Source organism: Stenotrophomonas maltophilia group sp. Smal17, assembly GCF_030237045.1.
Lineage (GTDB): Bacteria > Pseudomonadota > Gammaproteobacteria > Xanthomonadales > Xanthomonadaceae > Stenotrophomonas > Stenotrophomonas forensis.
In genome coordinates this window covers 51,387-72,744 of sequence record NZ_JASJSU010000004.1, presented here as the reverse complement: position 1 = coordinate 72,744, position 21,358 = coordinate 51,387, and the positions used below count along the sequence as shown (strand labels likewise).

Genomic DNA, 21,358 nt, shown 5'->3' with positions numbered 1-21,358 from the left:
GGCCGCGGCGGCCCCGGGGAGAAGGCCGCCTTCAAGCGTCAGGCTGCCTTCATCGCGTGCTTGCGCGCGCGCATGACGTTGTGGCATTCCTGCACGTCCGGCAGCAGCTGGGTCACTTCCTGGCGCACGGCCGGCGGCAGATCGTTCTCCTTCAGCACGTCCTTGAACGCGCCGAGCAGGCGATCTTCGGATTCTTCCAGCTCGGCCACGTAGCCGTAGTTGGTATCACCGAAGGCAGCGCGCACCTTGCCGTAGAACTGCTGCATCGAGCCGACGACAGTACCGTGCTCGGCCGGCTTGCCACCGCTGGCAGCGACCGAGCCGCTCAGTGCAGCGACGATGCGGCCCTTGACGCCAGCAATGCGGGTGAACAGTGCCGACAGCTCGGCATCCTTCACCTTGGTCGCGGCTTCTTCATAGAAGGACTTGCCATCACGGGCGATCTCGATCAGGTCGTTGAGGCGATGTTCGATGGTGGACTGGGTGCTCATGTCATTGCTCCTGTGTAGTCGATTCCGTGGGAGAGAGGCAGCCGTGAGTGCTGCCTGCGGGACCACTGTGGACAGGCCCATGTGCTTCGTGGGTGAGCATTGATTGATGCATGCATCACCTCGCCCAACCCGCACTGACCGCTTCACGCCACGGTGGTGTCGCGTTCACGCAGACGTGTCTGCGCGGGCTTCACCAGGGGATGAAGAGAATGACCAGAACGATGACGAGCACCGCAGCGAGCGCTGCCATCAGCACATTTCGCTGGCGCCAGCTGGGCTTCGGTTTTCCTGGGGTATTCATGGATGCACACCTGTTTCTGCGGATGACCCCGCCAGCGTGATGGATCTGAATCAGTGCCCGCGTAGAGGGCACGTGCATGCGACGTGCACGCGCCGGAGCGTATGTCGATTCCAGGCGCTGTCGTTCGTCGGAACACTGGAAGCCAGGCCCGTCGGCCTGCAGGAGCCTCCCGATGTGTCCCATCCTCACTGCCTTCGCCACCTCACCCGATCGCGGCCAGGGCCTGGCCCGCGACATGCGCGTGCGCTGGGCGCTGGAAGAACTGGGCGTGGCCTACGACGTGCAGCTGCTGACCTTTGCCGAGATGAAGCAGCCCGCCCACCTCGAAAGGAATCCATTTGGGCAGATTCCCACCTGGCAGGACGGCGGCCAGGTCCTGTTCGAATCCGGCGCCATCGTCCTGCACCTGGCCGAACAGTACCCGGGCCTGTTGCCGCGCGATCCGGATGCGCGCATGCGCGCGATCATGTGGATGTTCGCCGCGCTGAACACGGTGGAGCCGCCGGTTGTTGAGCGCTCGATGGCCTGGGTACTGGAGCGCGAGCAGCCCTGGTACGCGCAGCGGCTACCGATGCTCGATGAGCGGGTGCGGACGCGGCTGGCGCAGTTGTCCGCAGCGCTGGGCGATTCCGCCTGGCTGGACGGCGGATTCAGCGCGGGCGACCTGATGATGGCTGCGGTACTGCTGCGGCTGAAGAGCAGCGGCCTGCTCGATGAATTCCCGCAGGTGAGCGGCTACGTGGACCGGACAAAGCAGCGCCCGGCCTACCAGCGCGCGTTCGCCGCGCAGCGGGCGGTGTTCCAGAACGGATAGTTCCGCGCACGGCGTGGAAACACTCAGCGCGGCCTGGGCCGGGAGGCGGCCTGCACCAGCATCAGCTGCGCCACCAGGATCAGCATCGCGCACCCGGACAACAGCCACGGATCGATGTACCACTGCGCGTTGAAGCTGAACTCTCCGGCAGAGATGCGCTTCCAGCCGTTGAAGTGCTGCATGGCGGCCACCACAAACGCGAAGCCGCCTGAGGTGTACGCAAGCCAAGGCACGATGAGGCCGCCTGGCCGCGCGAACAGCATCAACAGCCCGAGCACGCCGATCACCGTGCGCTGCACGCGGCAGTAGGGGCAGACATAGGCCAGGCCGCTCCATTCCACCGACCAGGCCAGCAGGCTGACCAGCACCGACAGGCCTGCGGCAAGGTACAGCCACTTCGGCGTGATCGTCATGCTGCCGCTGTATGCCATCGCCTGCTCCTTCGTTCAAAGACCCGGGCAGGGTAACAGCGCCACCGGGTCAATCCTTCTTGAAGACCGTGCGCTTGCCGATCGGGCTGCTCTTGCGCGCCGTCGGCTTGGCCAGGCCCGGAATGAGGAAGTCGGTCACCTTGTGGCCCTTCTGGACCTTGGCGGCCAGCCAGCGCGGCATGCGCCCACGGCCGGACCAGGTGAGCCGCTTGTACTCCGGGTCGCGGTACTTGGCCGCCACTTTGCCGGTCCTGCGCCGTGCCGGCTTCCGGCGCGGGGCGGCCTCTTCGATGGCCTCTGCGCCGAACAGCTCCTCGAGGGTGTAGCCCGCTTCGGCCGCTGCGGCCCTCAGCAGGCGGCGTACCGCACTGGCCGGGCGGCGGTTGGAAATCAGCTGTTTCCGCTGTTCAGCGGCAACCACCAGGGCGCCCAGCTCGCGAAGGCTGAGCGATTCAATATCAATCGTCATGCGAGAAAGGTCTACCGCGCCGCGGCGGCTGTCAAGGCATCCTGATGGCCGGGCATACACACAGGCTTCACCGCCGCTGGGCTCCGATCGCCATCGCACGCCATCTCCGAGGACATCGACGTGAGCACCTCATCGCATTCGCTCGCCTACCTGCTTGCACGCCTGCTGCTGATGGCGCTGTTCCTGGTCTCCGGCATCGGCAAGCTCGGCGACCCCGGTGCCACCCAGGGCTACATGGAAGCGATGGGCGTGCCGGGCATCCTGCTGTGGCCGACCATCGCCTTCGAGATCGGCAGCGGGCTCTGCATCCTGCTCGGCTTCCAGACCCGCCTGGTGTCGGTGGTGCTGGTGGTCTTCAGCCTGGTGACTGCTTTCATCTTCCACCACAACGTCGCCGACCCGACCCAGCAGATCATGTTCCTGAAGAACCTGGGGCTGGCCGGTGGATTCCTGCTGCTGGCCTGCACCGGGGCCGGGCGTTACAGCATTGATGGGCGCGGGCGGCGCGGCTAGGCGCTGATCCGACGCCTGCGCGCTAGCGGCGGAGCTCCGCCTCGGGCGCCAGCGTGTGGATCACCTTGCCCTGCGCGTCGAGGAACTCGATTGCACCATAGCCTTCGGCGGTGACCGTCAGGCGCAGGCGCGTGCGGTCTGACCTGTCGTTCAGGGCAATGGCCGGCGTGCCATCAGCGCCAACCACCAGGCCGATGCGCGTGGGCGCCTGCACGCCGGGAATCAGCTTGTTGCCCAATGCAGGTTCACGGATCAGCTTCGGTGCCTGGTTGATCGAAAAGCTCACCGCGCCGTCCGGTGATACCCGCCAACCGATCGCGTCCATCGCCGGATGATCCAGCGCCAGCACCGCCATCCCACCGTCGACATCGGCGGTGCCGAAGCCACCGCGCTCGCTGCCTTTGTCGTCGTACAGCACCATCCCGGCCACGTTGAACGCGCGCTTGTACTGCAGGCCATCGATGATCGGCGCCGGTGTCCTGCCGGACAACGTCATGCGGATCACGCCCGTGTCGTCGACGATATCGATCCGCCGCGCGGTGATGCGTTCGTGGTCCGGCGTTTCCACGCGTGTCTGCGGTGCCTTGTCGACGATCAGGCGCTGCAGGGTTTCAACAGAAGGGCGCCTGGGTGAATCGGAAGGCTCTTCAGCCCCGACAGGCATAGCGGCGAGGGTGGTCAGGACGACGAACGTGCAGGCACTGCGCTTCATGCTGGCTCCTGGTCGGACGGATCGGCGGAAGCCGCATCATGCCACTCTTCCGAAGGATGCTCCGACGAGTGCAGAGTGCTCTGGCGAGCAGAGGCCCACACTCCATCATTGGAAGCAAGCCCCCGGCGCTGCATGCATTCTTAATTCTTCAGATTTCCGTCAAGCACCCTGCGTCCCGTACTGGCCGCAAAGCAGCATGATGAGCGCCCCATTCAAGTCAGGGCGCTCGTTCATCTTCATGCGTGACATCGGACAGTTCTACGTAACCAGCGTCGAGGGAGTGACGCGCGCGGACGGCACACTCCTGCAGGTCACTCGAATCGATTGCGCCTGCATCAAGTGCTCGTGGCAGTTCAGGGCGATCCCCAATCATGGACTGGTCGATCTTGATGGGGCAGCGGCCCTCAGTTGCCCAACCTGCGGCAATCACCAGTCAGTCAGCCGGGCACGGCTCGAAGAGCTCAATCGACGCAACGGCGAATAGCCAGCGCTTGGACCTTCCATCAACATCGCACCGACGCTGCCGATACCTGTTCGGCGCTAGCCTTCAGTCAACCGATATTTGCCGGCCTTCCCATGAGTCATACCGGACTGTTTCAGATCACCAACCTGACGTACAAAGCCGGAGAGCATGGCACTCTGGCGCGGGCACTGCAGATCGTAGCGACGTGCACGGCCTGCGGCGCTACGAGCGTGTGGGGCGAAGATGAGATGGAACATGTCGCCGGGGGAACCGTGCTGGCCTGCCGCAACTGTGGCGTCCGCCAGGCCATCAGCAACGCGCGTCTTTCAAGCAGCCCATCCGACATCCGTCATCCGCGCCGCTGAATGGCACGCGGTTCGTATCGCGTAGCGCGCCAGCAGACGCAGGCGTTCACTCGCCTTTTACAACGCGTCGCCACCTCCGGCGAAGAAGCACCCGGATGCATCTGCCTGCATCCAAGCACCGCGCCCCCGCGTATGTAGGATGCCCGCGCCTTGCGGGCCTCCCATAGAGGAACGCGCCGTGAAAGCTCTTCAGCGGATAGCCGCCACCGTCAGCTTCGCCGTACTCGTTTCAGCCACTTCACTGAGCTTCGCCGCCAACACCGTGATGGTGGGCGGAGCGGAAATGTATCCCAGCAAGACCATTGTCCAGAACGCCATCAACTCCAAGGACCACACCACCCTGGTCGCCGCGGTCAAGGCAGCCGGGCTGGTCGATACCCTCAATGGTGCTGGCCCCTTCACCGTTTTCGCACCCACCAATGCAGCCTTCGGCAAGTTGCCCGCAGGCACGGTCGATACGCTGGTAAAGCCTGAAAACAAGGCGCAATTGACCAAGATCCTGACCTACCACGTGGTACCGGGCAACTACAGCTCCGCGCAGCTGATGGCCGATGCCAGGAAGCACGGCGGCAAGGCGATTCTGAAGACCGTTGAAGGTGAGTCGCTCACCATCGCGTTGCATGACGGCAAGCTGTGGGTCATTGATGCCAAGGGTGGCAAGGCTGGAATCAGCATTGCCGATGTCGGCCAGTCCAATGGCGTGATCCACGTGATCGACACGGTGTTGATGCCGAAGTAACCACGACTGTATCCGCGGCAGTCGCGTACGGCGGCTGCCGCTGTTGTGAGAGAAGACCCGGCTATGGACGGCCGCACCCTTTGACCGGTAGCGATGGTCGTTGCCCCCGATTGTTGAAGCCTGCCACGATCACTCGGTCCAGGCGGTCGTGGAGCATCTGCCGGCTGTAGAACGGTCGCCAGATCGGCAACGTCCACTGAATGCGTCCAGCAATGGCGACTCACCGCGAGATGGGGTGAGGGGTTGCCCGGGCGCGAGAGGTCAGGATGGCCTGACTTCCCTGCATACCAGTTCCGCCAATTCGCGGCACGCGAAAAACAGGCCCTCAACAACCCCTTCATCCAGATGGCGGTCGGGCGTGGCCGTGGATTCGCAGCGACTGGCCGCATGCAGCATCTCCACTGCGGTCAGCATGCCCACCGCCGCGCGGTCGATCCTGGCCAAGGACTGACGGCGGCCGTCTGACAGGTTCTCTTCCGGCCACAGCATGCCATCGGACCCTTCGCCATCGCGGATGCGCTTCAGGCAGCCCTGGAAGGTGCTGAGGTCAAAGGCGGGGTTGTCGTCGTCGTTGGTGGGTTCATCGACGGGGAATGGCGGAATCTTGCGAGTGGTCATGGCGTCGGCTTCCGTGGCTGTACTTGACACTGCCACCGCGCGGAAGTCCGCGACCATGGAGACAGCTTCACGGAGCGCCTGTCTAGTTTCAGGCTTCGTCCAGTCGATCTCGTATACCGAACGCGGCAGACTCTGCCGGCCCTCCGGGTCCGTGAACTTATAGGGATTCCCATTGGCATACCGATACCGGTTGAAGTGCCCCACAGGCTGGTCATACGCCGTCACCGGATCGACCGACAGGAACACACCCAACTGCGGATCCATATACCGCTGCTTTTAGTTGACGTACGGGGCTGGGACTACCCATAACGGCACCGCTGTCCACAGATTCAAGCCACCAATACATCGACGACTGGAAACGCGAAGAATTTGAGATAGGGGGCTGGCTCAATACTGAAATCAGCCGACTCCACCCTCCAATTGTTTGGATCCCCTAAGAAAATCGCACCTCGGCGACCGTACAATTCATCGCGCAGCAGACGATCAAGGCCATCCATGTCTGCGTCAGCGAGAAAGCGCTCAATCATTCGCTTCTCCTTCGCAAGAATATTGATCACGAAGTAGACCCTATCCTGCAAGGGCTTACTGAAGTCTGCCTCCACGCAGATTGCGTATAGGTATCGACCACCATCTTCCATCACTTGCTGCAACTCACCGTCGTACCATTCCACAAGCAATTCGATCTTCATTTGTAAACCTCATTAAACTTCTGAGCCACTTTCTCCGTTACTGGCTTGGGGAGTTCCACAGTATGGTGGTTCGGATTGTTCCCGGTTTGAGGTGTATTGAACGCGCTCTTTGCCTCCGCCTGATCGGCAACCCGGTTTTTGAGTCTATCTGCCGCACTCACCCTCTCCTGCGCTTTGACCGAAACCCCATGCGGGAACCCGGCCTTCTCCGCCTTGACGGCTTGAGCTGCAAGCGATTCAGCGCTCTCTGCGCCCTTTCCAAATCGGACAAAGAACCCTGCCGCCTTGACTCCGCTCTTTCCACCCGGAGCACGAGACATCACCGCGCCCACAATCATGCCCTTGAAATCGCCATTCAAGGCGTCTGCGACAGTCCCCAACGGGCTTCCGATCGTGTTCAGGACCCGACTTGGCTCCCCTTTCCACGCCTGTTCAAACTCAGCCTCCGTCATGCACGCCCCCGTGCTTGTATAGCAGCGGCCGTCAGGGTCCTTGAACCTGTATGGGTTGCTCGCAGCGTAACGATAGCGATTGAACATTCCGACAGGATTCTCGTGAGCCGTCACCGGGTCCACAGATAGGAACATCCCCAGCAGCGGATCCATGTACCGCTGCTGCATCTGCACCAGCCCGGTCTCACCATCCATCACATGCCCGGTGTACCCAGGGCCATCCACCACCTTGCCGATGGGCGCGCCATACGGCTCGTAATGAGTACGCTCGATCACGTTGCCGGAAGCATCCGTACTGGCAACCGGGCTTCCCAGCGCATCGGTGTGCAGGTAGGTGATCTTGGCCTCTGCGTCACCGTAGTCGCGGCGCGCGATCAGGCTGCCGGCCAGATGGACGTACTCATGCCACAGTCCCTTTCGTTCATCGCGCTGGAATACCAGCCTGCCGTCCTGAGAGTACTGGGAAAGTACATTTCCCTTAGTAGGCGAGTATGCAAGGATCCGCCTGCCCAGCGCGTCGTAGCGATAGGTCTCTTTGCCAGTCACCTCGCGCAACCGATTGCCGAAGTCGAAGCTGTGGTTGAGGCCATTCTTCAACTTAAGGTTGCCCTGCACGTCATAGCTCAGGCCGATGAGCGTGTTGCCCGCACCATCCCGCACATTGGTAAGGCGGTTGTGCGCGTCGTACCAGTAGCGATGGTCTTTGACACTTGGTCGCGGGCCTGAACAAGTGACAGATGTTCGACCGAACCTAAGGTACGACGCCTACCGTGCGCCCAGGTCACGATCCAAGCCTTGTGCACAGAGGGGGGGCTGCTCGCGAAGAATCAGGTCGCGAACCTGAGCATACCCAAGCTCATAGGGGTCATCTCGTGGCTCTTCAGTGACTTACTCAATCATGCCGGTCATAGCAAGCGCACCTACACTAACCTTTGCCCCAGAAAGCATGTCCTCTCACACCCTCTGCCTGGTAATGCGGAAGCCCCTCCCTTCCACCATCCAATTCATGGCCGACTTGCGACCTGCCTTCAGTCAGCGACCACGTTTTACTGCGCCCCATCCCGGCACGGTTCCCTTAGCGCCATTGACAGCAGAAGACTGCACTTGGCTCGTGAAGCTAGTCCTGATCCCCAACGATGGATCCAACCCTATGGCCTGCCAATTACGCAGCCCGGGTCTAGATCATTCATCATCCAAGCAGTATTTATTCCTGAGTATCCTCCGAGCCACCGTAGTTCCGCCACGATAAAATTCACCCACCCTCGCCCTCCATTATATACCTAAGATTCCTAAATTCGGCCACACACTCCGGAACACCTTCCGACAGATCGTCAAAGAAGAATTCCCTATGAAATAAATCTGGCCACATGAACACCCCATCAAACCGCTTCTCAATGCGCCATTCTTTCGGCATGGACCCATCAATAACATCAAATATGCCGATTGGCGCAGAAGTCAGATTCCCATAGTCATCGATTACCTTGCAGACGAGCGTCCCGCCCCTGTAAATGCTCGACTCCCTATGGAGACTAAGTCCGAATACCGTGTACTCATTCCCAGCACCCAGGAACAGCGTCGACTTTACTCTCCCTTCCGCGCCAAGCCCGGCAAGAATATCAACCCAATTGCTGACGACTTTTACTCGCATCAGTCTATCTCCCTTCTTCAATCAACTTTGTTTTTGGCTCAACGACTTGTCCGGTCGCCTGATTCTGATATGCATGAGTAGAGAATTGCTGCCCATCTGGCGCCTTGTGCGACGAGCTTGATACCTTGACCCAATCAGAGGCACTTCCTCCATGAACAGCACTGAGGCGCGGCGAATCCCGCAAAAGAACTCCACTCTGCCCGCCAGCGATGACCTCTCCCTTTCCTGACATCAGCTCGCCAAGCTGCTGCTCACTACCAAGCTGTTTACTCAGCTTCACGCCACTTGCAGCTCGGTCAACTCCTTTTATCAGCTTTGCGGCACCATCACCAAGTGGACCGGCCACACCCAACATAGCGGCCCCGATACTGACAAGCGAGGGATTGTTATAGGCATCAACAAAACCCTTCGCATCGCCAAATATCGGCATAAAGTCAACCATTACTCCCACTTGCTCCTTAGTAAGAGTTGTGCCACTGGTATTCATCCCATACTTCAGCTCGGCCCGGTACATTGCCGAGTAGGCTGCACCACTCTCCCGCCCATCCGGATCCGTGAACTTGTAGGGATTCCCATTGGCATACCGATACCGATTGAACTGCCCAACCGGCTGCTCATACGCCGTCACCGGGTCCACCGACAAGAACACCCCCAACTGCGGATCCATGTACCGCTGCTGCATCTGCACCAGCCCGGTCTCACCATCCATCACATGCCCGGTGTACCCAGGGCCATCCACCACCTTGCCGATCGGCGCGCCGTACGGCTCGTAATGAGTACGCTCGATCACGTTGCCGGAAGCATCCGTACTGGCAACCGGGCTTCCCAGCGCATCGGTGTGCAGGTAGGTGATCTTGGCGTCGGCGCCTGCGTAGTCCCGGCGAGCGATCAGGCTGCCGGCCAGATGAACGTACTCGCGCCCCAGCCCCTTGCGGCCATCACTCTGGAATACCAGCCGACCGTCCTGTGCGTACTGCGAAAGCACCACTCCCAGTCCTGGGGCGGAGGCAAGGATGCGGCGCCCCAGCGCGTCGTAGCGATAGGTCTCTTTACCAGTCACCTCGCGCAGTCGATTGCCGAAGTCGAAGCTGTGGTTGAGGCCATTCTTCAGCTTCAGGTTGCCCTGCACGTCATAGCTCAGGCCGATAAGCGTGTTGCCCACACCATCCCGCACATTGGTAAGGCGGTTGTGCGCGTCGTACCAGTAGCGATGGTCTTTGACACCCGGCAGCATCCAGCTGGTCAGGTTGTCCAGCGTGTCATAGCTGAACCGGTGCCAGGAATCACCGCCAAAGTTGTTGGAGCCTGCCGCGATCAGTCGATCCAGACCGTCATAGAGCATGTGCCGGTTGTAGAACGCTCCCAGTGCCAGGTCATAGATGTCGCTGACATTGCCGTTCCGATCAAATCGCGTATCAAAGTCGAGAACACCCGAATCGGTGGTCCGCGAAGGCAATTGACGCTCGTTCTGCTGCATCGTGTGCACGATGCCGTTGCCATAGGTGAATTGCTTGATGCCGCCATTCGCGTAGTAGCGAACGTCGGTAGCGAAGTTCCCGACCCGTGTAGCCTGGCCCAGCGCATCCGGCGCGTAGTCGACCGTCAGCCCGCTCGGCCAGGTCTGCCCGGAAGGGTGGCCATTGGCGTTGTAGCTGTAGATGATGGGCCAATCGTTCCAATCAGGCTGAGACACCCTTTCCACTGTCAACAGGCGGCGCTTGTTGTAGAAATAGTGATTGGACGCCGTCGTGGCGCCAGAATCGTTCCGGACCAACAATCGCGACGGGAGCCCATCCGGCGTATACGTCCAACTCGTATTGCCGTTTCCGTCGGGGAACCGCAGATAGGTTGGCCGATTCCGCGCGTCATACTCGCGATAGACGGCGCGACCGCTGCTGCTGATGGCCTCGGTATTGCAGGTCAGTGGCGATGGAGAATCGACCCCGGATGCCGACCAGATCAGATTGCCGGCGCCGTCGTAATCCATCAGGGTGCTGCCGGTTTCCGGCTCGATCGTCTTGCACAGCTGCTGGCTGGGCGAATAGACATAGCGGCGAGCCACCGTCTGGCTGCCATTGGCATTGCCGCGGGCGATGATCAATGGCTTGTTGAAGACATCCCGGGCGATATTCATCACCGCCCCCTCCGGCATCTGGATCGACACCGGGTGCTCATAGGACGGCGCATCGAACATCTGGAACCGGGTCTGCGTCACCTGCCCCCTGGGGTTGGTCACGCGCATCTGCCCACCTGGCAGATACTCGGTGAGGGTGGACAGCAGACCATGTTCGCTGTCCTGCGAACTTGAGGTCAGCCGCCCCAGGGCGTCGTACTCCTTCCAGGTCCCCTTCCAGGGAACCGGGAAGTCTGAAACCGGATACGACGAGAATGTCTGCCGCCCCTGGGCATCGTAGGCAAACAACTGCAGGCGCTGCGTGGCGGCTTGATTGCCCGCATCGAACTCCTGGGTCAGCATCGGCCGCAGCAACGCATCGAAGTAGGTGATCTTGCGTGCGTTGCCCGTGGCCGTTGTCTGCCGCCAATGACCCGGAGGAATACCGTACTCATTAAGCGGCACCCACTCGAGTGCCTGCCTCTTTGCATTCCAGGCGACGCTGTCATCGCTGGGATACTCGACGCGTGTCAGCCGCCCCATCGCGTCATATTCGTACTGGGTGAGGTAGTCATTCTCGTCGGCGACGGCGGTAATCCAGCCAGAATCGTTGACGGCGGCCCGGGTCACCGTGCCGTCGGCATGGCTTATCCATTGTGGAATTCCCAGCTTCCATCGCTCCAACGTGGTCGTGTTGCCATTGCCATCCTTGACCGACGCGACATTGCCATCGGCGTGATAGCCCAGCCGGTGGATAAGCCTTCCAAAACTTCGCTGCTCAACCAACTGCGCCTTCGCAGTGTAGGTGTTCTGGGCTTCGACCAGACCTGTGTCGCTGTTGGTCCGGCTGGCAGGCAGGCCAAGGATCCAGCCACTGGTGTCGTTGTAGTAAGTGGTGACATCAGTCCGACTTCCCCCGTGCGAGCTGCTGCGGGTCACGCTCGCCGGGCGCCCATAGCTATCAAAGGAGTTGGCCTGCCAGGTCATCGTCACACCATCCCGCGTGACCTGACGTCGTTGCAGCGGCCTTAGCAGTGCCGAGCTGCCGTCGTTACCTCCCCACGTCCAGCCGTAGCGATCGGGAAAGGGCATCGAAGGCATCTGCGCATCTGAAACATACGTCAGTTCTTCGGTCTCGAGCACCGTTCCTGCCGCATTGCCGGCACGCCGGCCAAGAAGCTTCCCATCATTGAACCGGAAAACAATTCCGTAGATCTCTTCGACCCAGCTTCCGTCAGGCTGCGTGATTCTCACCGCCTTGGACTGGGTGCAGGTGCTGCAGTAGGGATAGTTCCCCGCCCAGTAGTCCTGATAATCCCCCTTGTCCGTATACGTCCAGCGCATGGGAGCAATACCCGGACCTTCAATGGTCTTCTCCGTCAGACCAAAGTTCTCAAAGTAGTTGGCAATCGCGAGATACTGAATCATCTGACCATCGCGCGCCTCTTTGATGCAGTAGCTCGCCGGAACTCCTGCACGATAGCGTCGCCCATTCCGGAAGGAGAACGTACCGATCGCACCAGATGGATGCTTCATCTGAAGGGTGTAGATCTTGTCCCGAAAAGGCGGACTGCCACACCCCTGCGACGGGTCCTCCGGCCAGTTCTCATAGGCGATACGCATGTCGGAGAGATGGTTGATCTCCCACCAGGCACCGTCCGGCTGGGTAACCCGCTGCAGCGAGTTTCCTGCATATCCGTAAGTCCAGGTGCGGCCATTTGCCGAGGCGCTCTGCAGGCGATTTCCTACATAATTCAACAAGATCGAGCGCCCATCGCTGGACGTGATGTTGGTCGGATAGCCGTTCCCGTTATAGCTGATGCTGACACTGTTACCAAAGCGATCTTCGATTCGACTTGCCAGCAGATAGATCTCTACGCGCGCTTGGGCAGAGTTGGCGCCGATGGATCCCATCAGACCCACAGCGCGCTGCGTGCCAATATTAAAGGTGTACTTGATGCCCGATGTGGTCTGCAGAATGAAGCCCTCGCCCTCCAGACCGGCGATCATCGGCGTGCAACTGACGGTGTCCATCGCACTGGTGGTCCAGCTCCAGTTTTCGCTCTGACGACTGACTGGCTTGAGGCCGGCAGGTGGGTCACCCATCAGCGACCGCGCGCCCTCCCCGGGAAGATTGACGGTATAGCCAGACCAGATGTCTTCAATGCGGACTGTCGGCGGCGTATAGGGAATGAAGTTGGTGCTACAGCGCGGATCTTTCCGAGAACCTCGATAGGTCCATCCATACTGGGAATCGAATACGCCGGAGATGAAAGGTACATCGATGCTCCAGTCACCCGCACCACCATAGATCAATGGCGGCGAACCGTTGTCGGGAATGGGCCTCACATTCAATCGGCGTTCTAGCCGTACCGGTAGCAAGTTGTTACCTGCCAAGTCGATATCGGTCTGCTTGAAGTATCCGCTCTGGTCGTACACATTGATCGAGTCACCGAAGAGCTCTGATGTCAGTGGACCGACCTGCTCAGCCGAGTTGAGCTTCTTGTCGTACTCTTGATAGGGCTGCTGAACTACCTGCTGCGCCCGCGCGGCGAAGCAGAGCCCAAATAGAAGTGCGAGCACCGCGCATCCACTCGCACGCGGGCCGACCGCGACGTTCCTTGTTTCGATCCGCATTTCCGCCCCCTGATTGTTGAGAGCGACTTTTTCACAGCAAGCCAGGATCCGTCAAATAAGAATTCATCTCACCTCTGAAATGATCATGGCTTATTGGCTCATTTGGTTTCCTCTGCTTGTCTCGTGCTACTAGATCTATGAGGGGCCGCCCCAACGCACACGCGTACTGGTCGCAGAATCCCGGGCGGCAGTTTCCGCACAGCCTGACCCGCCGGGCATGTTCATAGGCTACAAGTACTCCTCAGAGCGCAGTGGACACAGGGCCGGCTAGCTTGGGCATCCAAGCAGGGCACCTCTTCATGCAGAACTGATGAGGTAGCTCCAAGTCGATTGTGGAAGGCTGCATGGCCTAGGCGGCATTCAGAAGCACGTGCAGCGGCGCCCATTCCAACTGAGACCGCGTAATTCCGACGATGTTGGACGCCCTCTGGACTTCGCCGGACGTCAATGTGGTGGGCCCACCAGGATTCGAACCTGGAACCAAGGGATTATGAGTCCCCTGCTCTAACCGTTGAGCTATAGGCCCTGCGCAGCGTCACAGTGTAGTGGAGGCCGCGCTCGATCGGCTACCCGGCGGCGGCAAACGCCTCCGAAACACGCCCCAGCCGCCTCTCCGCTGCTTCCGCGAGCCATACCTGCCGCCTCAGGTATGCCTGGAACAACGCGACCATCCTTCTGACTTCCTCCAGTCCCTGTTGGTTGTCGCCACTGAAGCCGGCAAGCAATCCGGCCTCCGACAGCGTCAGCAGCGCATACGTTGTACGGCGTGCAAACCCCAACCGATCCTCGCACTCATCCCGCATCACCTCATCCCAGTCCAGCAGCGGCGGGAAATCGGCTCGTACGGGCTCAGGCAAATCGTGCTCCACATCATTCATGGCGTGACTCCAGATGCATGACGAATCAATGCCGCAGGCCGTGCGAGTTGCACGTGACCTGCCGCGCGCTTGCATCGGCGCCGGTGATGACCGGCCCGCCTACGGGATGTGTTGAGCATCTGCGCGATCAGCGTGCGACCGTCGCAGGAAGAATTCAAACGGCAGATGCGACATCGGCAAGAGCCGTCGGGCATGTCCCGGCACCCACCAAAGAAAAACCCCGCACCAGGCGGGGTTTCTCTCAACGCTTCAACAGCCGCTGGAAATCAATCGATATCCAGGAAGCTGCGCAGCTGCTCCGAGCGGCTCGGGTGACGCAGCTTGCGCAGGGCCTTCGCTTCGATCTGGCGGATGCGCTCGCGGGTCACGTCGAACTGCTTGCCGACCTCTTCCAGCGTGTGGTCGGTGTTCATGTCGATGCCGAAGCGCATGCGCAGCACCTTGGCTTCCCTCGGGGTGAGGCCGGCCAGCACGTCGCGCACGGTTTCAGACAGGTTGATGTTGGTGGTGTTCTCGATCGGGGACTCCACATTGGTGTCCTCGATGAAGTCGCCCAGATGGGAATCCTCGTCGTCGCCGATCGGGGTTTCCATCGAGATCGGCTCCTTGGCGATCTTCATCACCTTGCGGATCTTGTCTTCCGGCATGTCCATTTCCTTGGCCAGCTCCTCCGGCGTGGCCTCGCGGCCGTACTGCTGGAGCATCTGGCGGGAAATGCGGTTCAACTTGTTGATCGTCTCGATCATGTGCACCGGAATACGGATGGTGCGTGCCTGGTCGGCAATCGAGCGGGTGATCGCCTGGCGGATCCACCAGGTGGCATAGGTCGAGAACTTGTAACCGCGGCGGTACTCGAACTTGTCCACGGCCTTCATCAGGCCGATGTTGCCTTCCTGGATCAGGTCGAGGAACTGCAGGCCGCGGTTGGTGTACTTCTTGGCAATCGAGATCACCAGGCGCAGGTTGGCCTCGACCATTTCCTTCTTGGCCTTGCGCGCCTTGGCTTCACCGTAGGCCATGGCACGGCTGATTTCCTTCAGCTCTTCCAGGTCCAGCTGGGTCAGCTTCTCGATGTCGATCGTCGCCTGCTGTTCGGCGATGATCTGGTCCTTCACTTCGCGCAGCGCCGAAGACCACTTCTGCTTGCGCTTCAGTGCATCTTCCACCCATTCCAGGTTGGTCTGGTTGCCTTCCCAGGAACGGATGAAGTCCTTGCGCGGCATGCGGGCGGTAACGGTGGCCAGGTTCAGCACGCGGCGCTCATGCGACTTGATGTCGGCCATGGTGTCGCGCAGCTGCTTGGTCAGCACGTCGGTCAGCGGCAGCGGCAGCTTCAGGGTGACGAACACCGCCGACATCTCTTCGCGCAGGCGCGGCAGGTTCTTCTTGTCGCCCTTGGTCGCCGCCTTCTTGAAGGCAGTGAAGGCATCGCTCAGCGCCTGCATGCGCGCGGCGACTTCCTCCGGATCCGGACCGGTCGGTGCGGCTTCTTCCTCGCCACCCTCGACATCATCGTCCTCGTCCTCGTCGCCATCGGCGTCGGCATCGTCGCTGTCATCAGCGGCAGCCGCGGCCGGCGCCGGGGCTTCGTCCGTAAGGTCGTTGAAGCCGACGATCACTTCGGCCAGGCGCTTCTTGCCTTCCTTGTGGGCTTCATAGTCGTTCAGCAGCGACTCGACCGACACCGGGAACTGGCCCAGGGCGGCCTGCACCTGCGAAAGGCCTTCCTCGATGCGCTTGGCAATGGCGATTTCGCCTTCGCGGGTCAGCAGCTCGACGGTGCCCATTTCGCGCATGTACATGCGCACCGGGTCGGTGGTACGGCCACCTTCGGTGTCGAGCGCGCTCAGCGCGGCGGCGGCTTCTTCGGCCGCGGTGTCATCGACTTCGCGGTTACCGGTGTTGCCGTCGTTGAGAAGCAGGGTTTCCACATCCGGCGCAACTTCATGGACATCGATGCCCATGCCGTTGATCATGCCGATGATGTCTTCGATCTGTTCCGGGTCGACCATGTCGTCCGGCAGATGGTCATTGACTTCGGCGTAGGTCAGGTAGCCCTGTTCCAGGCCCTTGCTGATCAGTTGCTTGATTTCGGATTGGGCAGGACGTTCGTTGGCCATGTAGTGCTCGCGCCACCGGCTAGGGAGAAATAGGGAACGTAGCATTATACCAGCCCGGGGCCCCGCCTGCCGGGCGGTGGTCCCGCAGGCTCAGGGCCTGAGAAGGAAGGTCACGGGACCGTCATTGACCAGGCTGACGACCATATGGGCACCAAATCGGCCCGTTTCCACCCCCGGCGCGTGATTTTCACGACAGATCTCGACAAATCGATTGAACCCGCGTTCAGCCTCGTCCGGCGGCGCCGCGCTGGTGAAGCTCGGGCGCATGCCCGAGCGGGTGTCGGCAGCCAGGGTGAACTGGCTGACCAGCAGCAGGCCGCCGCCGGTGTCACGCAGCGACCGGTTCATCTTCCCGGCCTCGTCGGCGAACACCCGGTAGCCCAGCAGGCGCTCGGCCATCCGCTGCAGCTGGGCCTCGGTATCGCCGGGCTCCATGCCGACCAGCGCCAGCAGGCCGGGGCCGATCTGCCCGACCGCTTCGTCGTCGACATGCACGGCGGCCTGGCTGACACGTTGGATCAGGACGAGCATCGCGGGCTTCCGAATGAACAGGGCCGGCCACGATAGCAGCGCCCTTGGCTAAACTGGCGCCGATGAATCCGCAACGCAAAGCCCGGCTGGTCTACCGCGCCACCACCCTGTTCGCCCGCCTGCCCTGGCCGCTGCTGCGGGGCGCCGCGCGCGCCCTGGCGTGGGCGTGGATCAGTCTCAACGCCCGTGAGAGCCGCGTCACCCGGCGCAACCTGGAACTGGCCTACCCCGAACTGGATGCCGCCGCGCGCGACCACCTGCACCGCGAGCTGCTGCGCTCCACCGCGCTGCAGGCCATCGAGACCCTGCGCCTGTGGAGCCAGAAGCCGGCCGACAACCTGCGCCTGCACCTGAAGCAGCGCCATGGCGAAGCGCTGTATGACGCGGCGCTGGCCAGCGGCAAGGGCGTGATCGTGGCTGCGCCGCACTTCGGCAACTGGGAGCTGCTCAACCAGTGGCTGGCCTCGCGCGGGCAGATCGCCATCGTCTACAAGCCGCCGGAGGACGAGGCCAGCGACGCTTTCCTGCAGATCGTGCGCGGCGGCCAGAACGTGCAGCAGGTGCGCGCCGAGGGCCCGGCCGTGCGGCAGCTGTTCAAGGTGCTCAAGGACGGCGGTGCCACCGGCATCCTGCCCGACCAGCAGCCCAAGGCCGGCGATGGCGTGTTCGTGCCGTTCTTCGGCGTGCAGGCGCTGACCATGACCCTGGTCAACCGGCTGGCCGAGCGCACCGGTGCCACCGTGCTGTACGGCTGGTGCGAGCGGATCGGGCCGGACATGGAATTCGCCCTGCACATCGAGCCGACCGACCCGGCGGTGGCCGACCCGGACCCGCAGGTGGCCGCCACCGCGCTCAATGCCGGTATCGAACGCATCGCCCGCCGCGACCCCGCGCAGTACCAGTGGACGTACAAGCGCTATACGCTGCGACCGGCGGGCAGCGGCGAGGAAGATCCCTACGCTACCGAAGAGCATCCCCACTAGCGGCCGCCCCACTAGCGGCCAGCCCACTGAGCCCGACCGGTCCCTGCGACCGGCGGCCGCACCACGTTGAATACGACGCCGGCGCCCCCATAGAGACTGCGATGTCCGCCTCCCCCGGTCCTGCCATGTCTGCTTCTTCCCTGTTCGGCGATCCGGCCGCGATCCGCTGCGAACGCGCGGTGGCCGAACTGCGCGCCGGTCGCCCGGTCCTGCTGCACGATGGCCAGGGCCAACGCCTGGCGGTGATCGCGCTGGACAGTGCCACCGCCAGCAGCTTTGCCGCCTTCGCCAGCGCCGCTCGCGAGCGCCACTACCTGTTCCTGACCGCCACCCGCGCCCGCGTGCTCGGCGTGGAAGCCCCCGAAGGCGCGCGCCTGCCGCTGGCCGGCATCGCCTTCGATGCCCTGCCCTCGCTGGGCTACCTGCGCGAGCCCGGCCCGATGCCGGAGGGCTGGAGCGCCGGTGACGCCTTCGATGCCGGCGCGGTTGAACTCGCCCGCCTGGGCCTGCTGCTGCCGGCAATGGTGGCCGTGCGCCTGGACGCAGGTGACGCCACCTTCGACGGTGCCGCCGAGGTCGCCCTGTGCGACCTCGCCGAGGGCGCGGCCCATGCGGCCCACGACTACGAACTGGTGGCCCGCTCCCCGGTGCCGCTGCGCGACGTTGGCATGACCACCTTCGCGGTGTTCCGCGGCGGCGTGGCGCAACGCGACCAGGTCGCAATCATCGTCGGCGAGCCGGACCTGTCGGCGGTGGTGCCGGTGCGCGTGCATTCCTCGTGCCTGACCGGCGACCTGTTCGGTTCACTCAAGTGCGACTGCGGCGACCAGCTGCGGCGCGGCCTGCGCAAGCTGAAGGAACTGGGTGGCGGCGTGCTGCTGTACCTGGACCAGGAAGGCCGCGGCACCGGCATCGCGGCCAAGATGCGTGCCTACGGCTACCAGCACGATGGCCTGGACACCATCGACGCCGATGCGCAGCTGGGCTTCGGCGCCGACGAACGCCGCTACGGCAGCGCGGTGGCGATGCTGCACGGCCTGGGCATCTCGCGCGTGGCCCTGCTCAGCAACAACCCGACCAAGGCGCAGCGCCTGCGCAATGCCGGCATCGAGGTGCTGGACTGCATTCAGGTCACCGGCGAGATCACCGCCGAGAACGAGCACTACCTGCGCACCAAGGCCGACCGTGCGGGCCACATGCTGGACGTGGACGCGCTGATCCAGGCTGCCCAGTAACGCGGCCGACCTGCTACCGTCTGCGCGGTGCGGCCACGGCCGCCATCGCCCGCCCTGCTGCCTGACGGAGCCCGCGTGACCGACGCCTCGATTCCTGCATCCCCCGCCTCCGACTGGCAGGTACTACCGCAACGCGCGGCCCGCCTGGCCGCACTGGAAGGCGCGTTCGGCGGCCTGTTCGTGCCGGGCCTGCCCTTGGCGGCGGCGGCGTGGTTCTTCGATCTGCCCGGCGGGCTGTGGACTGCGGCCCTTGGGCTGCTGATCGGCATCGCCTTCGGTGCGTGGCTGGGCCATCGTCGCCTGGTCCGCACGCGCTGGCGGCTGGATGCACAGGGCCTGGGCCTGCGCCGCGACCTGATGTGGCAGCTGGAAACCCGCATTCCCATTTCGCGCGTGCAGCACCTGGACTTGCGCCGGGGGCCGCTGGAGCGCCGCGCCGGCCTGGCCACGCTGATCGTGCACACTGCCGGCACGCGCATGAGCGCGGTGACCGTCAGCGGCCTGGACGAGGCTGACGCCGAACGCCTGCGCGACACCCTTTCGCACCAGCTCGACCAGGACGCCGACGCCCTGTGAGCCTGCCGCCGCCCCTGCCCGCATCGCTGCCCGACGGTGGCGAAGACCATCGCCTGCATCCGTGGTCGTGGCTGTTCGTGCTGCTGATGCAGCTGCGCCACTACTTCCTGCCGCTGATCGCGCTGCTGGTATTCGGCCAGCGCGGCGATCGCGATCCGATGTGGGCCCAGCTGATCCCGTTGTCGGCCATTGCTGTCCTGGTGCTGGTGTCGGTGCTGCAGTACCTGAGCTACCGCTACCGCATCGGCAACGATGCAATCACCGTGCGCAGCGGCCTGCTTGCGCGCAACCGCCGCGAGATCCCGTTTGCCCGCATCCACAACGTGGAAGTGCGGCAGAACCCGCTGCACCGCCTGTTCGGCGTGGCCGAGCTGCGCCTGGAGTCGGCCGGTGGCGCGCGCCCGGAGGCGGAAATGCGGGTACTGAAGCTGGACCAGGCCTTGGCCCTGGAGCGGCTGGTGCGCCAGCGCGGGCAAGCGCCGCAGGCCAGCGAAGCGATTGCGGTGGCCGACATCGCCGACACCGGCAATGAACACGTGCTGCTGCGCCTGTCCAGCGGGGACGTGGTGCGCATGGGCCTGCTGTCCAACCGTGGCTGGGCGCTGGCGATCGCCGCCGTCGGCGTGCTGTTCCAGACCGTGCCACGGCCGGTGATGGATGACGCCCTCCAGCGCGGAGGCCGCGAGGCGTTCGGCTACGCCAGTCACCTGCACCCGGGCGTGGCCGGCGCGTTCCTTCTGGCGGGCACTGCGCTCCTGCTGGGCTGGCTGGCGCTGCGCGTGCTGTCGGTGGTGCTGACCCTGCTGCGCTACCACGGCTTCACGCTCAGCGAGCAGGAGCGCCGCCTGACCGTCTCGGCCGGCCTGCTCAGCCGCACCCGCAGCAGCGTGGCGCGTCGCCGCATCCAGGCCTGGACCCTGCGCGAAAGCACCCTGCATCGCTGGTTCGGGCTGCGCCAGCTGCGCATCGACAGCGCCGCCGGCGGGCCTTCGCGCGATGAGGACCGTGCCCTGCGCGAACTGGCGCCGCTGGCATCACGCACGCGTTGCGAGCAGCTGGTGCAGCACCTGCTGCCGCAGCTGCAGTGGCCGCCGGCACACTGGCAGTCGATTCCACAGCGCGGTTGGTGGCGGCTGTGCCTGGGTGCACTCCTGCTGGCGCCGTTGCTGGCGGCCGCCGCGTACTGGCGGTGGGGATCATGGGGATTGGTGGTGCTGGCCTGGATGCCGATCGCACTGCTGATCGCGCATCGGCAGATGGCACGCATGGGCTGGTACCTGGACGATCACTTCGTGGCGGTGCGCGGCGGCTGGTGGAAGCGCTGGTGGCGCTGGGCCGAGCTGGACAAGGTGCAGGGCCTGCGCCTGCAGCGCTCGCCGCTGGACAAGCTGCTCGGCACCAGCAGCCTGCAGCTGGATACCGCTGGTGCGCATGGTGATGTGGCACTGACCCTGCATTACCTGCCACACGAACAGGCACAACGGGTGATGGAACAGCTGGCGGCGGCGCTGGCACGGCGCAAACTGCGCTGGTGAGCCATGCCGGTAGTGCCGGCCGCTGGCCGGCAGCCACAGACATGC

At 63.0% G+C, this 21,358-nt stretch carries 21 protein-coding genes, 1 tRNA gene and 1 pseudogene; 9 read left to right on the top strand and 14 right to left on the bottom strand.

The window, feature by feature from the left end; all coding sequences use genetic code 11:
• Positions 1–38 precede the first annotated feature (38 nt).
• Positions 39–491, bottom strand: coding sequence for a PA2169 family four-helix-bundle protein (locus tag QRO93_RS02640; RefSeq protein ID WP_008267995.1), 453 nt, complete (start codon positions 489–491; stop codon positions 39–41).
• 473 nt (positions 492–964) lie between these two features.
• On the opposite strand from QRO93_RS02640, the gene QRO93_RS02635 reads away from it, so the two are divergent.
• Positions 965–1,606 carry a glutathione S-transferase family protein gene (locus QRO93_RS02635; RefSeq protein WP_180879601.1) on the top strand — a complete coding sequence of 214 codons (642 nt, stop codon included), beginning with the start codon at positions 965–967 and terminating at the stop codon, positions 1,604–1,606.
• A gap of 23 nt (positions 1,607–1,629) precedes the next feature.
• Here the strand turns inward: QRO93_RS02635 and QRO93_RS02630 are convergent, their stop codons facing one another.
• Complete coding sequence (locus QRO93_RS02630) at positions 1,630–2,037, bottom strand: hypothetical protein (protein WP_053450886.1); 408 nt, start codon at positions 2,035–2,037, stop codon at positions 1,630–1,632.
• A gap of 49 nt (positions 2,038–2,086) precedes the next feature.
• Positions 2,087–2,506 carry an H-NS family nucleoid-associated regulatory protein gene (locus QRO93_RS02625; protein ID WP_053450887.1) on the bottom strand — a complete coding sequence of 140 codons (420 nt, stop codon included), beginning with the start codon at positions 2,504–2,506 and terminating at the stop codon, positions 2,087–2,089.
• 120 nt (positions 2,507–2,626) lie between these two features.
• On the opposite strand from QRO93_RS02625, the gene QRO93_RS02620 reads away from it, so the two are divergent.
• Positions 2,627–3,019, top strand: coding sequence for a DoxX family protein (locus QRO93_RS02620; protein ID WP_053450888.1), 393 nt, complete (start codon positions 2,627–2,629; stop codon positions 3,017–3,019).
• A gap of 22 nt (positions 3,020–3,041) precedes the next feature.
• On the opposite strand, the gene QRO93_RS02615 is transcribed toward QRO93_RS02620, so the two are convergent.
• Complete coding sequence (locus tag QRO93_RS02615) at positions 3,042–3,731, bottom strand: hypothetical protein (protein ID WP_053450889.1); 690 nt, start codon at positions 3,729–3,731, stop codon at positions 3,042–3,044.
• 199 nt (positions 3,732–3,930) lie between these two features.
• Between QRO93_RS02615 and QRO93_RS02610 the strand changes: the two genes are divergently transcribed.
• From QRO93_RS02610 to QRO93_RS02600, 3 genes are all read left to right on the top strand, one after another.
• A complete protein-coding gene (locus QRO93_RS02610) occupies positions 3,931–4,215 on the top strand; it encodes a hypothetical protein (RefSeq protein ID WP_238581831.1) in 285 nt (94 codons plus the stop codon).
• Positions 4,216–4,307: 92 nt separating this feature from the next.
• A complete protein-coding gene (locus QRO93_RS02605; RefSeq protein WP_006472189.1) occupies positions 4,308–4,559 on the top strand; it encodes a hypothetical protein in 252 nt (83 codons plus the stop codon).
• Between the two features lie 178 nt (positions 4,560–4,737).
• Positions 4,738–5,298 (top strand): fasciclin domain-containing protein, encoded by a 561-nt coding sequence (locus QRO93_RS02600; RefSeq protein WP_053450890.1) that lies wholly within the window; start codon positions 4,738–4,740, stop codon positions 5,296–5,298.
• Between the two features lie 261 nt (positions 5,299–5,559).
• Here QRO93_RS02600 and QRO93_RS21555 read toward each other — a convergent pair whose 3' ends face one another.
• The 10 genes and pseudogenes from QRO93_RS21555 to dtd all read right to left on the bottom strand — a co-directional run bounded on the left by QRO93_RS21555 (position 5,560) and on the right by dtd (position 16,984).
• Positions 5,560–6,180 carry an RHS repeat-associated core domain-containing protein gene (locus tag QRO93_RS21555; protein ID WP_080374970.1) on the bottom strand — a complete coding sequence of 207 codons (621 nt, stop codon included), beginning with the start codon at positions 6,178–6,180 and terminating at the stop codon, positions 5,560–5,562.
• A 65-nt stretch (positions 6,181–6,245) separates the two neighbouring features.
• Positions 6,246–6,605: a hypothetical protein gene (locus QRO93_RS02585; protein ID WP_053450891.1), complete on the bottom strand. Its 360-nt coding sequence runs from the start codon at positions 6,603–6,605 to the stop codon at positions 6,246–6,248.
• Positions 6,602–7,603: an RHS repeat-associated core domain-containing protein gene (locus tag QRO93_RS02580; protein WP_343203061.1), complete on the bottom strand. Its 1,002-nt coding sequence runs from the start codon at positions 7,601–7,603 to the stop codon at positions 6,602–6,604. Before QRO93_RS02580 ends, QRO93_RS02585 begins: the two co-directional genes overlap by 4 nt.
• Before the next feature lie 66 nt (positions 7,604–7,669).
• A pseudogene (locus tag QRO93_RS02575) lies at positions 7,670–7,732 on the bottom strand (hypothetical protein); the annotation flags it as partial.
• 577 nt (positions 7,733–8,309) lie between these two features.
• Positions 8,310–8,705, bottom strand: a complete 396-nt coding sequence (locus QRO93_RS02570; protein ID WP_053450893.1) for a hypothetical protein — start codon at positions 8,703–8,705, stop codon at positions 8,310–8,312.
• Positions 8,706–8,709: 4 nt separating this feature from the next.
• Positions 8,710–13,455 carry an RHS repeat domain-containing protein gene (locus QRO93_RS02565; RefSeq protein ID WP_180879599.1) on the bottom strand — a complete coding sequence of 1,582 codons (4,746 nt, stop codon included), beginning with the start codon at positions 13,453–13,455 and terminating at the stop codon, positions 8,710–8,712.
• A 450-nt stretch (positions 13,456–13,905) separates the two neighbouring features.
• A tRNA-Ile gene (locus QRO93_RS02560) sits at positions 13,906–13,981 on the bottom strand.
• 40 nt (positions 13,982–14,021) lie between these two features.
• Positions 14,022–14,333 (bottom strand): hypothetical protein, encoded by a 312-nt coding sequence (locus QRO93_RS02555; protein WP_053450895.1) that lies wholly within the window; start codon positions 14,331–14,333, stop codon positions 14,022–14,024.
• A gap of 266 nt (positions 14,334–14,599) precedes the next feature.
• The gene (gene rpoD, locus QRO93_RS02550) at positions 14,600–16,453 is read right to left on the bottom strand and encodes an RNA polymerase sigma factor RpoD (protein ID WP_008265787.1); all 1,854 of its coding nucleotides are present in this window, start codon (positions 16,451–16,453) and stop codon (positions 14,600–14,602) included.
• Positions 16,454–16,543: 90 nt separating this feature from the next.
• The gene (gene dtd / locus QRO93_RS02545; protein ID WP_180879597.1) at positions 16,544–16,984 is read right to left on the bottom strand and encodes a D-aminoacyl-tRNA deacylase; all 441 of its coding nucleotides are present in this window, start codon (positions 16,982–16,984) and stop codon (positions 16,544–16,546) included.
• A 62-nt stretch (positions 16,985–17,046) separates the two neighbouring features.
• Between dtd and QRO93_RS02540 the strand changes: the two genes are divergently transcribed.
• The 4 genes from QRO93_RS02540 (at position 17,047) to QRO93_RS02525 (ending at position 21,313) form a co-directional block, all read left to right on the top strand.
• Entirely contained in the window at positions 17,047–17,967 is a 921-nt protein-coding gene (locus tag QRO93_RS02540; protein ID WP_053510182.1) for a lauroyl acyltransferase, read from the top strand.
• 101 nt (positions 17,968–18,068) lie between these two features.
• Positions 18,069–19,202: a GTP cyclohydrolase II RibA gene (ribA, locus tag QRO93_RS02535; RefSeq protein WP_285303937.1), complete on the top strand. Its 1,134-nt coding sequence runs from the start codon at positions 18,069–18,071 to the stop codon at positions 19,200–19,202.
• A 75-nt stretch (positions 19,203–19,277) separates the two neighbouring features.
• Positions 19,278–19,778: a PH domain-containing protein gene (locus QRO93_RS02530; protein WP_053510186.1), complete on the top strand. Its 501-nt coding sequence runs from the start codon at positions 19,278–19,280 to the stop codon at positions 19,776–19,778.
• Positions 19,775–21,313 (top strand): PH domain-containing protein, encoded by a 1,539-nt coding sequence (locus QRO93_RS02525; protein ID WP_180879593.1) that lies wholly within the window; start codon positions 19,775–19,777, stop codon positions 21,311–21,313. Before QRO93_RS02530 ends, QRO93_RS02525 begins: the two co-directional genes overlap by 4 nt.
• Positions 21,314–21,358 lie beyond the last annotated feature (45 nt).